Source organism: Streptomyces sp. SCSIO 75703, assembly GCF_036607905.1.
Taxonomy (GTDB): Bacteria; Actinomycetota; Actinomycetes; order Streptomycetales; family Streptomycetaceae; genus Streptomyces.
Genome location: NZ_CP144555.1, coordinates 5,490,307 through 5,503,388 on the forward strand (window position 1 = coordinate 5,490,307; position 13,082 = coordinate 5,503,388).

Sequence of the window (13,082 nt, forward strand, 5' to 3'; positions counted from 1 at the left end):
ACCATGAGGCCCGGTGGGGACCGCGGCTGGCTGCTCCGCCTCGTCATCGCCTTCTGCTGCGCCCAGGGGGCGGTGTCGATGGCCCGGCCCGCCGTCTCCTACCGGGCCCTCGCGCTCGGCGCCGACGAACGGGCCGTGGGGGTGATCGCCGGTGTCTACGCGCTGCTGCCGCTGTTCGCGGCCGTGCCCCTCGGCCGCCGCACCGACCACGGCCGCTGCGCGCCGCTGCTGCCGGCCGGCGTGGCGCTGATCGCCGGCGGCTGCGCGCTCAGCGGGGTCGCCGGCTCGCTGTGGGCGATGGCCCTGTGGAGCGGCGTGATCGGCATGGGCCACCTCTGCTTCGTCATCGGCGCCCAGTCCTTGGTGGCCCGCCAGTCGGCGCCCCGTGAGCAGGACCGCGACTTCGGCCACTTCACCATCGGCGCCTCGCTCGGCCAGCTCGTCGGGCCCATCGCCGCGGGCGCCCTGATCGGCGGCCGGGACCTGGCGGGCAGCAGTGCCCTCGCCCTGGCCGTCGCGGGTGCGGGGGCGTCGGTGGCGTTCACCTCCCTCTGGCGCATCGAGCACCCCGTGGCGCCGCGCATCGCCCCGGACCCCCGGGGCCGCGTCCCCGTCGGAGGCATCCTGCGGGCGCGGGGGGTGCCCGCGGGCATCCTGATCAGCCTCTCCGTGCTGTCGGCCACCGACATCCTCACCGCCTACCTGCCCGTGGTCGGCGAGCACCGGGGCATCGCCCCGTCCGTGATCGGCCTCCTGCTCAGCCTGCGGGCCGGGGCCACCATCGCGTGCCGGCTGGTGCTGACCCCGCTGCTGCGGCTGCTCGGCCGGACGGTGCTGCTCACGGTGACCTGCCTGTCGGCCGCCCTGCTCTGCGCGGGGCTCGCGGTACCGGTGCCGGTGTGGGCGCTGGGGCTGCTGCTCGCCCTCCTCGGCTTCTGTCTGGGGGTCGGGCAGCCGCTCTCCATGACGACCGTCGTCCAGGCCGCTCCCGACGGGGCCCGGTCGACGGCCCTCGCCCTGCGGCTGACCGGCAACCGCCTCGGCCAGGTCGCCGCCCCCGCCGCCGCGGGCCTGATCGCCGGGGTCGCGGGAGTGGCCGCGCCCTTCCTGATGCTCGGCGGACTGCTCCTCCTCTCCGCCGGGGTCGCCCTCCGGGCGTCGGCGACCGGCCCGGAGGAGGACCGGGAGCGGGCGGGCGGCGGCGCCGGGGAGGGCACGACACGCCGGACCCCCGGCAGAATGCCGACACGCCGGGAGTGAGGTGAACGGTGTGTCGGCACAGTGCGGGCGTATGGGCGTACGGAGTGAGGTGACGGGCGTGTCGCCCGACTCGCCGCCACGCCTCCGCACCGCGCACCCCGGCGCCGCGCCGTCCCTTGACACGCCGAGGACCACCGTCCCGCGCCGGACGGCGGACCCTAGACCCGGTGCGCGCTTCGCGTCCGGGCCCGCGGTGTCTCCCCGGAGGGCACCGCCGGTGTGCGGCGGCGGGACCGGGAGACCGCCACACCCGCCAGGCAGAGCGCGCCCCCCGCCAGGGTGAGCGGTCCCGGGACCTCGCCGAGCGCCAGCCAGGACATCAGCACGACCAGCGCCGGGACGGCGTACGTCGTCGCGCCCATGCGGCCGGCCGTCGTGCGGGCCAGCGCGTACGCCCACGTGGTGAAGGCCAGCGCGGTGGGGAAGAGCCCCAGGTACACCATGTTCACCGTCGCCGACACGGGGGCCTCGGCCGCCTCCCGCACCAGTCGCCCCGCGAACGGCAGGCAGACCACCGCGCCGATCAGGCAGCCGAACGTCGTCACCTGCAGGGCGCTCGCCCGGCCGAGGGCGGGCTTCTGGGCCACGACCCCGGCCGCGTAGCCCACGGCCGCCAACAGGCACAGCACCACCCCGAGGAGCGAGGTGCCGCCCCCGCCGGACATCGACAGCCCCACCGTCACCGCTCCGGCGAAGGACACCGCGAGCCCCGCCAGCAGCCGGGGCGGCAGCGGGTCCCCGAGCAGCCGCGCGCCGAGCAGGGCGATCAGGAGGGGCCCGACGTTCACCACCAGGGCGGCGGTCCCGGCGTCGACGAGTTGTTCGCCCCAGTTCAGCGCCACCATGTAGAAGCCGAACCACAGCAGCCCCGAGACGGCGATCCCCGGCCAGGCCGCCCGCGGCGGCAGCCCCTCCCGGCGCAGCAGGCAGAACACCCCGAGGGCGAGGGCGCCGGAGAGCAGCCGCCCGAGCGCCAGCGCGCCCGGCGAGTAGGACGCGCCCGCGCTGCGGATGGCGACGAAGGCGGAGGCCCACAGGACGACAGTGACCGTGGCCGCGCCCGCCGCGAGCAGCCCGGGACGGCGGGACGGGGCGGGGCGCGGCGTGCTCATCATGCTCCAGGTACTCAACAGGGGGAGGGCGAGGAGAGGGGGCGGGTCCGTCGACCCGGGGCCCGCTCCAGGGCTCCGACTGTAGGTCCGGGGCCGGTGGGGCCACCGGCGGTTTCCGGACACGGAGCCGGACACCGAGCCGGTCGGCGCCGCGCCGACCGGCTCGGCGCCCGGTACCGCTCGGTGAGCGGCCCGGCCGCGCCGCGCGGGCGCCGGGCACCGGGCGCCCGAGGGGGGGGCGCGGCGCCCCGAGTCCCGGGCAGCCGATTCCCGTGCCGCGCCCCGGGCACGCGGGGGCCGGGGAGGCGCCGGGGCGCGGGGCGGCGGGGCCGCGCGTTCAGCCGTGCGCCACGACGTCCAGCGTGATCGTGAGGTGCCGTCCGGTCATGCCCTTGGCCTTGGTGATGCCGAAGGCGTACCGGTCGACGGTGGCGGTGCCGCTCGCCGTCATCCGCCCGCCCTCCCGGACGACCGTGCCGAGCGTGACGGAGAGGGGCCGGGTCACCCCGCGCACCGTCAACTCGCCGTGCAGCGTGGCGTTCTCGCCATGGCGTTCCAGCCGACCGCTCCGGAAGCCGATCTCCGGGTGCCGGGCCACGTCCAGGTAGTCGGCGGACCTGACGTGCTCGTCCCGGGGCCGGTTGCCGGACGCGAAGCTGCCGGCGTCCACGACGACGTCCACCGCCGACTCCTCCACCGGGTCGGCCACGGTGATCCGGCCCCGCCCGATGCCGAAGGTGCCGCCGACCGGGAGCAGCCCGAACAGCGCGCGGGTGGCGAAGCGGATCTCCGACGCCGCCTGGTCGATCTCGTACGTGCCCGGTGGCGGTGTGGGAGGGGTACCCGGTGCTGTCATGAGCCTGTGGCCTCCGTCTGTCGTGGAGCGGTCCGTGACGGGTCAGCTTCTCGCGGCCGTGCCGGGGAGATCCAGGGTTTCGCGCGGACGGCCCCGGGGTTCCGCGGACATCCGGTGCACATCCGAGTGCACATCCGGTCGACCTCCGGCGGACGCCGTGGCGGTCGTCGCGGCGGTAAGCGGGCCGGGGACCGGCTCCGCCGGCCCGGTACCGCGCGCGGCGGTCCCTCGGCGGGCCGCACCGCGGTCCGCGTCTCCTCGGCCGGCCGGACGCCGGTCTACGCCTCCTCGGCCGGCCGCGCCGTGGTCCGCGCCTCCTCGGCCGTCAGCCGCTCGTACTGCCGGGCCAGTCCGTCCAGCAGGGCCGTCAGCCCGGTCTCGAAGGCGCGTTCGTCGATCTTCTCGCGCTGCTCGGCGAGCAGGTGGGCCTGGCCCAGGTGTGGATAGTCCGCCGGGTCGTAGGCGCTCGCGTCGTCCACGAAGCCCTGCGCGAAGGAGCCGAGCGCGGAACCCATGATGAAGTACCGCATCAGCGCGCCGATGGAGGTGGCCTGCGCCGGCGGCCAGCCCGCACCCACCATCGCCCCGTACACCGCGTCGGCCAGCCGCAGCGCGGCCGGGCGGCGGCCGGGTCCGTGCGCGAGGACCGGGACGATGTGCGGATGGTCGCGCAGCGCCGCCCGGTAGGAGACGGCCCAGTCGTGCAGCGCGGTCCGCCAGTCCCGGCCGCCCTCGAACATCGACAGGTCGACCTGGGCGCTCACCGAGTCGGCGACCGCCTCCAGGATCTCGTCCTTGGTGCGGAAGTGGTTGTAGAGGGAGGGCCCGCTGACCCCCAGTTCCGCGGCGAGCCGGCGGGTGGAGACGGCCGCGAGGCCCTCCGCGTCCACCAGCGCGCGGGCCGCCGCGACGATCCGGTCGGTGCTGAGCAGGGGCTTGCGCGGTCGGGCCATGGCGCACATAGTAGGGCCGCGACCGTAAACTAGCAGCGCTAATTAAAGTCTCGCGGGCCCGGTCCGCGAACCGTCCGGTGTGGGGTGACTCGGCGTGAACCTGGAGCCAAGCGAGGAGCAGACCGCCCTGCGGCGGCTGGCCCGGGACTTCGTGACGCGCGAGGTCACCCCGCACGCCGCCGCCTGGGACCGTGCCGAGGAGGTCGACCGCTCGCTGGTCGGGAAGCTCGGCGAGGTGGGCTTCCTCGGCCTCACCATCGACGAGGAGTACGGCGGCTGCGGCGGCGACCACCTCGCGTACTGCCTGGTCACCGAGGAACTGGGCCGGGGCGACTCGTCGGTGCGCGGCATCGTCTCCGTCTCCCTCGGCCTCGTCGCCAAGACGATCGCCGCCTGGGGCGACGAGGAGCAGAAGCGCCGCTGGCTGCCGGGGCTGACCTCCGGCGAGCTGGTCGGCTGCTTCGGGCTGACCGAGCCCGGCACCGGTTCCGACGCCGGCCGGCTCACCACCCGCGCGGTCCGCGACGGCGGCGACTACGTGATCGACGGCACGAAGATGTTCATCACCAACGGCACCTGGGCCGACGTCGTGCTGCTCTTCGCCCGCTCCACCGACGCGCCCGGCCACCGGGGTGTCTCCGCCTTCCTCGTCCCCGCCGACGCGCCCGGCCTGACCCGTCGCCCGGTCCACGGCAAGCTCGGTCTGCGCGGCCAGTCCACCGCCGAACTCGTCCTGGAGGGGGTGCGCGTGCCCGCCTCCGCGCTGCTGGCCCCCGAGGGGAAGGGCTTCTCCGTCGCCATGTCGGCCCTCGCCAAGGGGCGGATGTCGGTCGCGGCCGGCTGCGTCGGCATCGCGCAGGCCGCGCTGGACGCCGCCGTGGGGTACGCGGGGGAGCGCGAGCAGTTCGGCAAGCCCATCGCGGGCCACCAGTTGGTGCAGGAGCTGATCAGCGACATCGCCGTCGACGTGGACGCGGCCCGGCTGCTCACCTGGCGGGTCGCCGACCTGATCGACCGGGGGCGGCCGTTCGCCGTCGAGTCGTCCAAGGCCAAGCTGTTCGCCTCGGAGGCCGCCGTCCGCGCCGCGGGCAACGCGCTCCAGGTCTTCGGCGGCTACGGCTACATCGACGAGTACCCGGTCGGCAAACTGCTGCGCGACGCCCGGGTGATGACCCTCTACGAGGGCACCAGCCAGATCCAGAAGCTGGTCATCGGGCGGGCGCTCACCGGCGTCTCGGCCTTCTGAACCGGACGCGGGGGCGGGCCCGGCCGAGCGTGCGAGCCGAGTGGAGGAGGTGAGTTGCCCGAGCCGAGTGCCCGAGCTGAGTATCCGGGCTGAGTACCCGCACGGATGTGGTCCCCGTCACGGAGGCCGAAGCTGGGGCCATGAGTGACACACCGGTCAAGCAGCAGAGCACGGCGGCCTTCTACGGGCAGGCCGTGGCGTCGTTCGCGGTGGCCCTGGCCGCCACCGCCGTCGGCATCGCCAGACTCCAGGCCGACGCCTGGGTGCGGGCCTTCCTCGGGATCGCCGTCCTGTACCTCGTGACCTCGGCCTTCACCCTCGCCAAGACCGTCCGGGACCGGCAGGAGGCCGGGCAGATCGTGAACCGGGTGGACCAGGCACGGTTGGAGAAGCTCCTCGCCGCGCACGATCCCTTCGAGAAACTCGGGTGACCCCCGCGCCGCCCCCGAGCCTAAGCGCTCGCTCAGCGTCGGCGGTATGGTGGAGCTCCGGTACCGAGAGGGGCGAGCGAGGGATGAGTACGGCGGCCGAGGCGACGGGCGGCGAGATCGAGCCGTGGGAAGAGGTCACGCCCGACGCGGCCCGGCGACTGCTGGTCGCCGCCGTCGAGGCGTTCGCCGAGCGCGGGTACCACGCGACCACCACCCGTGACATCGCCGGGCGCGCGGGCATGAGCCCGGCCGCGCTCTACATCCACTACAAGACCAAGGAAGAGCTGCTCCACCGCATCAGCCGCATCGGCCACGACCGGGCCCTCTCCATCCTGCGCACCGCGGCCGGGGGTGAGGGCGGCGCCGCCGAACGGCTCGCCGACGCCGTCTCCTCCTTCGTCCGCTGGCACGCCGGACGGCGCACCACCGCCCGGGTGGTCCAGTACGAGCTGGACGCCCTCGGTCCCGAGGCCCGCGCGGAGATCCTGGCCCTGCGCCGTCAGGTGGACGCCGAGGTGCGCGGGATCGTCGAGGACGGTGTCGCGTCGGGCGAGTTCGACGTGCCGGACGTCCAGGGCACGACGCTCGCCATCCTCTCGCTCTGTATCGACGTCGCCCGCTGGTTCAACATCGAGGGCCCCCGCACCCCGGACGAGGTCGGCGCGCTCTACGCCGGCCTCGTCCTGCGGATGGTCGGGGCGCGGCCCGCGGATGACGCCGGGGCGTAGCCGTACGCCCGACGCGGCCGGCCGGGGGACGGCCGGTTCAGAAGTAGTAGCGCACCACCGACTCGGCGACGCAGACCGGCTTGTCGCCGCCCTCGCGCTCCACGGTGAAGGCGACGGCGGCCTGCACGCCGCCCGCCACGTCCTCGACGGCCGTGATGGCCGCCGTCGCGCGCAGCCGTGAGCCGACCGGGACCGGGGCGGGGAAACGGACCTTGTTGGTGCCGTAGTTGACGCCCATCCGCACGCCCTCGACCGCCATGAGCTGCGGCCCGAACAGGGGGAGCAGCGAGAGCGTCAGGTAGCCGTGGGCGATGGTCGTGCCGAAGGGGCCCGCGGCGGCCTTCTCCGGGTCCACGTGGATCCACTGGTGGTCGCCCGTCGCCTCGGCGAACCGGTCGATCCGCGCCTGGTCCACCTCCAGCCAGTCGGTGTGGCCCAGTCGCTCGCCCACCGCCGCCTTCAGGTCCGCGGCGGACGTGAAGATCCTCGGCTCTGCCATGTCCCGGCCTCCCGTGTTCGCAGTTCGTCTCGCGGGGTCCCCCCGCTCCGCTCGCCCGCATCCCTGCCCAGTCCCGCCCCGCAGGCTAAGCGACTGCTTAGCATGGTCGGCGGGGCGGTTCCTGTCAACGGACCGCGGGGGCGCGGCGGTCGGTAGGGTTCGCGGAGTGCCTCAGATTCCCGAGACGATCCACGAACTCACGGTGGGCCAGCTCGCCGCACGCAGCGGCGCCGCGGTCTCCGCCCTCCACTTCTACGAGTCCAAGGGCCTGATCACCAGCCGCCGCACCTCCGGCAACCAGCGCCGTTTCTCCCGGGACGCGCTGCGCCGGGTCGCCTTCGTGCGCGCCGCGCAGCGGGTCGGCATCCCGCTCGCCACCGTCCGCGAGGCCCTCGCCGAGCTGCCCGAGGAGCGCACGCCCACCCGGGACGACTGGGCCCGGCTGTCGCGGGCCTGGCGCTACGAACTCGACGAGCGCATCCGGCAGCTCAACCGGCTCCGGGACCACCTCACCGACTGCATCGGCTGCGGCTGCCTCTCCCTGGACTCGTGCGTGCTGTCCAACCCCGACGACGTCTTCGGCGAGAGCCGCAGCGGTTCCCGCCTGCTGGCCGAGCCGCGCCGGCCCGCCCCCGGCCGCGGAACCGCCTCCGGAACCGGCCCCGACGACTGAACGACCGGTACGGCGGCCCCGGGCCCGCTCCGGCGGCCCCGGCGGCGGTGGCCCCGGTTCGCTCCCGGTCCCGGTGGCCCCGGCCCGCTCCGGTGGCCCCGGACGGTCCGGCCGCCCGGGGCGTCGCCGGGCCGCCCGTGTGGGCGGTCCGCCTCGTAAGGGGTGGCGGGGTGCGGCATTTCCGGCGCACCCCGCCACCCGTCCTCGCTCCGTTCCTCCCGCGCCGCCCCTGCGGCGCTCCGCTTCTCCGGCCCGCGCAGTCGGCCGCACGGGCGGCGTCCTGTCCTCCGTGGGCACCGCGCCCCACAGGCTCCCGGTCCGGTCCCCGGCCCCCGTCGTCCGACCCCCGGCGCCGCGCCCCGGGCCGTCCCCGGTCTACGCCGACATCAGCAGCCGGCCCCGCCGGGCGTACGTCATCGCGTCGGCGGTCAGGACCGGCCGGGGCACGAGGATGCCGCAGTCGGAGCAGACCGGGCCCGACGACGGCTCGTGGTCCAGGTCGTACCGCCACTCCAGGCGGTCCCCGTCGCACACCGGGCAGAGCGAGCCCGGCTCACGCTCCAGCGCGGAGATCAGGGAGCGCAGCACCTCGGCCAGCGGCCCGTCCGGGTGGACCCGGGGATCGTCGCACCAGGCGACGCCGAACCCGCCCCAGGTCAGCCGGTGCCAGTCGTCCACGCTGCCCGGCCTGCGCAGCCCGCCGTGCTTCTCCCTCCTGCGGCGCTCGGCGAACTCCGCCTCGTAGGCCAGCCACACCGACCGCGCCTCCTCCAGCTCCTCCAGTGCGGCCACGAGCCGCACCGGGTCGGGGGAGCGGTCCTCGGGGCCGAACCCGGCCCGCGAGCACAGGTGGTCCCACGTCGCCCGGTGCCCGTAAGGGGCGAACCGCTCAAGGCACTTGCGGAGCGAGTAGCGCCGCAGCGCCAGGTCGCAGCGTGGATCTCGGACCTGTCTCGCCAGACTCCGGAAACCGGCCATCGTCCTGCACCTCCGTCACACCTGCACCTGTACTTCGGTCACTTCGGCGTCACCAGCGGACGTCGTCGGATAGACGTGCCGGCCGGCGAATCGGCTCCCTCCGCTCCCGGCCGGCCCCCGTGACCGACCGCGTCCACAGCGAAAAGTGACGCGTGTTCACCTTCCAGTGCGGGGATACCGGCGGTAACCTCCGGCATCACCCTCGTCGGGAGGAGCTGCCATGCCACGGCGCACCCCACGCAATGCCCGCGACAGACTGAGAACTCCCCGCGGCTTCCACGGGTTCCTGAAGACCGCATCCGTATGCACGCTCGTCGCCGGTCTGCTGTCACCGCTGTCCCCCGCGGTGGCGGCCGGCACCGCACCGCGGGCGCCCGCCCCCACGGCCGTCGCCGACCACTGCGGCGGACAGTGCGCGGACATCCTGCCGCCCGGGCAGAACGGCAACGCCACCCTCGCCCAGATCCTGCTCAACCAGGCGTTCGGCACCCAGCCCGAGCACGCCGAGGACCAACTGGGACCGTACGCGAACCTGGCCTCCGGCTACCCCTCGCTGACCACGGAGAAGATCGGCGCCTTCTTCAACGACGCCTCCTTCGGCGTCCCCTCCGGGCAGGTCGCCTCCACCCTGCGCCCGGCCGGCCGCGACGACGTCACCATCGTCCGCGACAAGAAGACCGGCGTCCCGCACATCACCGGCACCACCCGCTACGGAACCGAGTTCGGTGCCGGGTACGCCGCCGCGCAGGACCGGCTCTGGCTGATGGACCTCTTCCGGCACGTGGGCCGGGGACGGCTGACCCCGTTCGCGGGCGGCGACCCGTCCAACCAGGCACTGGAGCAGCAGTTCTGGCGCGACGCGCCCTACACCGAGGACGACCTCACCGCCCAGATCGAGGGCGCCGCCGCCAAGGCCGGCGACCGCGGCCGGCAGGCCCTGGCCGACGTGGACGCGTACATCGACGGCGTCAACGCCTACATCGACGCCTCCGACAAGGGCCGTTACTTCCCCGGCGAGTACGTGCTGACCGGCCACAAGGACGCGCTCACCAACTCCGGCACCATCGAGCGCTTCCGGCGCACCGACCTGGTCGCGCTCGCCTCCGTCATCGGCGCCCTCTTCGGCTCCGGGGGCGGCGGCGAGGTCGACAACGCCCTCTCCCTGCTCGCCGCACAGGAGAAGTACGGCGTCACCGAGGGCACCGAGGTCTGGGAGTCCTTCCGCCAGCGCAACGACCCCGAGGCCGTCCTCACCCAGCACGACGGCAGCTTCCCGTACCTGCCCCGGCCCGAGGACCCGCAGGGCCGCGCCCTGCCCGACCCGGGCTCCGTACGCGCCGAACCGCTGGTGTACGACCGCACGGGGAGCGCCGCCACGGCGGACGCCGCCCGCGCCTCGGACGGCGCCGCCGACGCGGCCCTCTCCTCCGCCCGGCGCGGCATGTCCAACGCCCTCGTCGTCAGCGGCGAGCACACCGCGAGCGGCCACCCGATCGCCGTCTTCGGCCCGCAGACCGGCTACTTCGCGCCGCAACTGCTCATGCTCCAGGAGATCCAGGGCCCCGGCCTCAGCGCCCGCGGCGCCTCCTTCGCGGGCCTGAGCATGTACGTCGAACTCGGCCGCGGCCAGGACTACGCGTGGAGCGCCACCACCTCGGGCCAGGACATCATCGACACCTACGCGGTCGAACTGTGCCAGGACGACCACCACTACCTGCACCGCGGCGCCTGCGTGCCGATGGAGAAGGTCGAGCACACCAACTCCTGGAAGCCCACCGTCGCCGACGGCACCGCCGCAGGTTCCTACACGATGCGGGCCTGGCGCACCGTCTACGGGCCGGTGGAGTACCGCGCCACCGTCGGCGGCAAGAAGGTCGCCTACACCAGCCTGCGCTCCTCCTTCCTGCACGAGGCCGACTCCATCATCGGCTTCCAGATGCTGAACGACCCCGGCTACCTCGACGGGCCGGAGAGCTTCCGCGGCGCGGTCCAGCACATCAACTACACCTTCAACTGGTTCTACGCCGACGCCGAGCACACCGCGTACTACAACAGCGGCGACAACCCGGTGCGGGCCGACGGCGTCGACGCCGAGTTCCCCGTCTGGGCGCGTCCGGCGCACGAGTGGCGCGACTGGGACCCGGCCGCCAACACCGCCCGCCACACCCCGCCGTCCGCCCACCCGCAGTCGGTCGACCAGCCGTACTACGTCTCCTGGAACAACAAGCCGGCCAAGGACTACACCGCCGCCTCCTGGGGCAACGGCTCGGTCCACCGGGGCAACCTGCTCGACGACCGGGTCGGCGCGCTGGTCGCCGAGGGCGGCGTCACACGTACCGCGCTGGTCAAGGCCATGGCCGAGGCCGGACTGGCCGACCTGCGGGCGACGGACGTCCTGCCGGACCTGCTGGCGGTGATCGGCTCCGCGCCGGTGACCGACCCCGCCGTCGCCACCGCCGTCGGGAGGCTCCGGGCCTGGTCCGAGGCCGGCGGACTGCGCGCCGAGACCTCGGCGGGCGCCAGGAAGTACGCCCATGCCGACGCCATCCGCACCCTCGACGCCTGGTGGCCGCGGCTGGTCGAGGCCGAGTTCGGTCCCGGCCTCGGCACCGGCCTGTACACCGCGTTCACCCGCAACCTGCCCGTCGACGAGTCGCCCTCCGCCGCGCACGGCCCGACCGGGGCGCACGCCGGGAGCGCGTTCCAGTACGGCTGGTGGAGTCATGTCGACAAGGACATCCGGTCCGTGCTCGGCGAGACCGTCCGGGGACCGCTCGCCCGTTCCTACTGCGGCGGCGGCGACCTGTCCGCCTGCCGTGACACGCTGGTCGCCACGCTGAAGGAGGCCGCCGCCCGCACGCCCGCCCAGGTCTACCCCGGCGACGACGCCTGCGCCGCCGGCGACCAGTGGTGCGCGGACTCGATCGTGCACCGCACCCTCGGCGGCATCAAGCACCGGGGGATCGGCTGGCAGAACCGGCCGACCTACCAGCAGGTCGTGGAGTTCACGTCCCACCGGTGACCGGCCGGCGAACGGCTCACCGGTAGAGCAGGTACTGGCGGCGTGTCGCGCGGAACGCCGCCAGTTCCCGCTGCCAGGCGCCCACCACCTCGTCGGTGCCCGCCCCGGCGTCGATCATCGTGCGCACCCGGGTGGAACCGGTGAGCGTGTCGATCCAGTGGTCCGGCCGCCAGGCGAAGCCGTCCCAGACGCGCCGCGCGGTCACCAGGAGGGCGATGCCCGTGCGTACCGGGTCGAACGCGGCCCGGTCGTGCACGTGGAGCTGTACGCCGCCGACCGTCTTCCCCTCGAACTTGGAGAAGACCGGGGCGAAGTACGCCTCCCTGAAGCGCACCCCGGGCAGCCCGGCCTCGTTGGCGGCGGCGGCCCAGCGCCCGTCCAGGCCCTCCGCGCCGAGCAGTTCGAAGGGACGGGTGGTGCCGCGCCCCTCCGACAGGTTCGTGCCCTCGAACAGGCAGGTCCCCGCGTACACGAGGGCGGTCTCCGGGGTGGGCATGTTCGGGCTCGGCGGCACCCAGGGCAGTCCGGAGGCGTCGTGGAAGTCCGAGCGCCGCCACCCCGTCATCGCCACCGTCTCCGGCCGTACCCGCGAGGAGAGGAACTCCTCGTCGAACAGGCGGGCCAGCTCGGCGACGGTCATGCCGTGGGCCTGCGCGATCGGGCGGCGCCCGACGAAGCTGGCGAACTCCGGGCGCAGCACCGGGCCGAGGGCCGCCCGTCCGGTCACCGGGTTGGGCCGGTCCAGGACCACGAACCGCTTGCCCGCCAGCGCCGCGGCCTCCATGCAGTCGAACAGCGTCCAGATGTACGTGTAGAAGCGGGCGCCCACGTCCTGGATGTCGAAGACCACGGTGTCCACGCCGGACGCGGTGAAGATCTCCGCGAGCGCCGGGCCGCTCTTGAGGTACGTGTCGTAGACCGGCAGGCCGGTCGCCGGGTCGTCGTGGCGGCCCTCGGAGCCGCCCGCCTGTGCCGTCCCCCGGAAGCCGTGCTCCGGGCCGAAGACGGCGATCAGGTCCACCCGGCGGTCGGCGTGCATGACGTCCACGATGTGGCGGGCGTCGCGGGTGATGCCGGTCGGGTTGGTGACGACGCCGACCCGGCGCCCGCGCAGCAGGGCGTATCCGTCCTCGGCCAGCCGCTCGAAGCCGGTGCGCAGCCGCCGGCCGCCGGGAGCGCCCCCGGCGGGGCCGTCGGGGGCTGCGGCCGAGGCGGGGCCCGCGCCGGCGGTGGTGGCCGCGGCCACCGCGGCCGTGGTGGCGAACAGGGTCCGTCGGGACAGCGTCATGCGGTGACCTCCGTGATCGCGGCGGGTGTCATGTGC

12 protein-coding genes are annotated in these 13,082 nt (G+C 74.7%); 6 read left to right on the plus strand and 6 right to left on the minus strand.

Going from position 1 to position 13,082, the window contains the following annotated elements:
* The first annotated feature begins 3 nt into the window (after positions 1 to 3).
* Positions 4 to 1,260, plus strand: coding sequence for an MFS transporter (locus tag VM636_RS24155; RefSeq protein ID WP_338485689.1), 1,257 nt, complete (start codon positions 4 to 6; stop codon positions 1,258 to 1,260).
* A 158-nt stretch (positions 1,261 to 1,418) separates the two neighbouring features.
* Here VM636_RS24155 and VM636_RS24160 read toward each other — a convergent pair whose 3' ends face one another.
* The 3 genes from VM636_RS24160 to VM636_RS24170 form a co-directional block, all read right to left on the minus strand.
* The gene (locus VM636_RS24160) at positions 1,419 to 2,375 is read right to left on the minus strand and encodes a DMT family transporter (protein WP_338486445.1); all 957 of its coding nucleotides are present in this window, start codon (positions 2,373 to 2,375) and stop codon (positions 1,419 to 1,421) included.
* A gap of 334 nt (positions 2,376 to 2,709) precedes the next feature.
* Positions 2,710 to 3,228: a YceI family protein gene (locus VM636_RS24165; RefSeq protein ID WP_030418025.1), complete on the minus strand. Its 519-nt coding sequence runs from the start codon at positions 3,226 to 3,228 to the stop codon at positions 2,710 to 2,712.
* A gap of 278 nt (positions 3,229 to 3,506) precedes the next feature.
* The gene (locus tag VM636_RS24170) at positions 3,507 to 4,181 is read right to left on the minus strand and encodes a TetR/AcrR family transcriptional regulator (protein WP_338485691.1); all 675 of its coding nucleotides are present in this window, start codon (positions 4,179 to 4,181) and stop codon (positions 3,507 to 3,509) included.
* Between the two features lie 94 nt (positions 4,182 to 4,275).
* Between VM636_RS24170 and VM636_RS24175 the strand changes: the two genes are divergently transcribed.
* The 3 genes from VM636_RS24175 (at position 4,276) to VM636_RS24185 (ending at position 6,586) form a co-directional block, all read left to right on the plus strand.
* Positions 4,276 to 5,427, plus strand: a complete 1,152-nt coding sequence (locus VM636_RS24175) for an acyl-CoA dehydrogenase family protein (protein ID WP_030418027.1) — start codon at positions 4,276 to 4,278, stop codon at positions 5,425 to 5,427.
* A 140-nt stretch (positions 5,428 to 5,567) separates the two neighbouring features.
* Entirely contained in the window at positions 5,568 to 5,858 is a 291-nt protein-coding gene (locus VM636_RS24180; protein WP_030418028.1) for a YiaA/YiaB family inner membrane protein, read from the plus strand.
* Between the two features lie 83 nt (positions 5,859 to 5,941).
* On the plus strand, positions 5,942 to 6,586 hold the full coding sequence (locus VM636_RS24185) for a TetR/AcrR family transcriptional regulator (RefSeq protein ID WP_030418029.1): 645 nt from the start codon (positions 5,942 to 5,944) through the stop codon (positions 6,584 to 6,586).
* Positions 6,587 to 6,623: 37 nt separating this feature from the next.
* On the opposite strand, the gene VM636_RS24190 is transcribed toward VM636_RS24185, so the two are convergent.
* On the minus strand, positions 6,624 to 7,085 hold the full coding sequence (locus tag VM636_RS24190; protein WP_030418030.1) for a MaoC family dehydratase: 462 nt from the start codon (positions 7,083 to 7,085) through the stop codon (positions 6,624 to 6,626).
* A 166-nt stretch (positions 7,086 to 7,251) separates the two neighbouring features.
* On the opposite strand from VM636_RS24190, the gene soxR reads away from it, so the two are divergent.
* Positions 7,252 to 7,758 carry a redox-sensitive transcriptional activator SoxR gene (gene soxR / locus VM636_RS24195; protein ID WP_338485694.1) on the plus strand — a complete coding sequence of 169 codons (507 nt, stop codon included), beginning with the start codon at positions 7,252 to 7,254 and terminating at the stop codon, positions 7,756 to 7,758.
* A 375-nt stretch (positions 7,759 to 8,133) separates the two neighbouring features.
* Here the strand turns inward: soxR and VM636_RS24200 are convergent, their stop codons facing one another.
* Complete coding sequence (locus tag VM636_RS24200; protein WP_030418032.1) at positions 8,134 to 8,736, minus strand: hypothetical protein; 603 nt, start codon at positions 8,734 to 8,736, stop codon at positions 8,134 to 8,136.
* 220 nt (positions 8,737 to 8,956) lie between these two features.
* Between VM636_RS24200 and VM636_RS24205 the strand changes: the two genes are divergently transcribed.
* Positions 8,957 to 11,758, plus strand: coding sequence for a penicillin acylase family protein (locus VM636_RS24205; RefSeq protein WP_030418033.1), 2,802 nt, complete (start codon positions 8,957 to 8,959; stop codon positions 11,756 to 11,758).
* A gap of 16 nt (positions 11,759 to 11,774) precedes the next feature.
* On the opposite strand, the gene VM636_RS24210 is transcribed toward VM636_RS24205, so the two are convergent.
* Positions 11,775 to 13,046, minus strand: a complete 1,272-nt coding sequence (locus VM636_RS24210; protein ID WP_338485696.1) for a DUF1343 domain-containing protein — start codon at positions 13,044 to 13,046, stop codon at positions 11,775 to 11,777.
* Positions 13,047 to 13,082: the final 36 nt, after the last annotated feature.

Coding starts and splice junctions, on each gene's coding strand:
- VM636_RS24205 (WP_030418033.1), top strand. CDS start 8,957: ATGCCACGGCGCACCCCACGCAATGCCCGCGACAGACTGAGAACTCCC.
- VM636_RS24155 (WP_338485689.1), top strand. CDS start 4: ATGAGGCCCGGTGGGGACCGCGGCTGGCTGCTCCGCCTCGTCATCGCC.
- VM636_RS24180 (WP_030418028.1), top strand. CDS start 5,568: ATGAGTGACACACCGGTCAAGCAGCAGAGCACGGCGGCCTTCTACGGG.
- VM636_RS24160 (WP_338486445.1), bottom strand. CDS start 2,375: ATGATGAGCACGCCGCGCCCCGCCCCGTCCCGCCGTCCCGGGCTGCTC.
- VM636_RS24190 (WP_030418030.1), bottom strand. CDS start 7,085: ATGGCAGAGCCGAGGATCTTCACGTCCGCCGCGGACCTGAAGGCGGCG.
- VM636_RS24170 (WP_338485691.1), bottom strand. CDS start 4,181: ATGGCCCGACCGCGCAAGCCCCTGCTCAGCACCGACCGGATCGTCGCG.
- VM636_RS24165 (WP_030418025.1), bottom strand. CDS start 3,228: ATGACAGCACCGGGTACCCCTCCCACACCGCCACCGGGCACGTACGAG.
- VM636_RS24210 (WP_338485696.1), bottom strand. CDS start 13,046: ATGACGCTGTCCCGACGGACCCTGTTCGCCACCACGGCCGCGGTGGCC.
- VM636_RS24200 (WP_030418032.1), bottom strand. CDS start 8,736: ATGGCCGGTTTCCGGAGTCTGGCGAGACAGGTCCGAGATCCACGCTGC.
- VM636_RS24185 (WP_030418029.1), top strand. CDS start 5,942: ATGAGTACGGCGGCCGAGGCGACGGGCGGCGAGATCGAGCCGTGGGAA.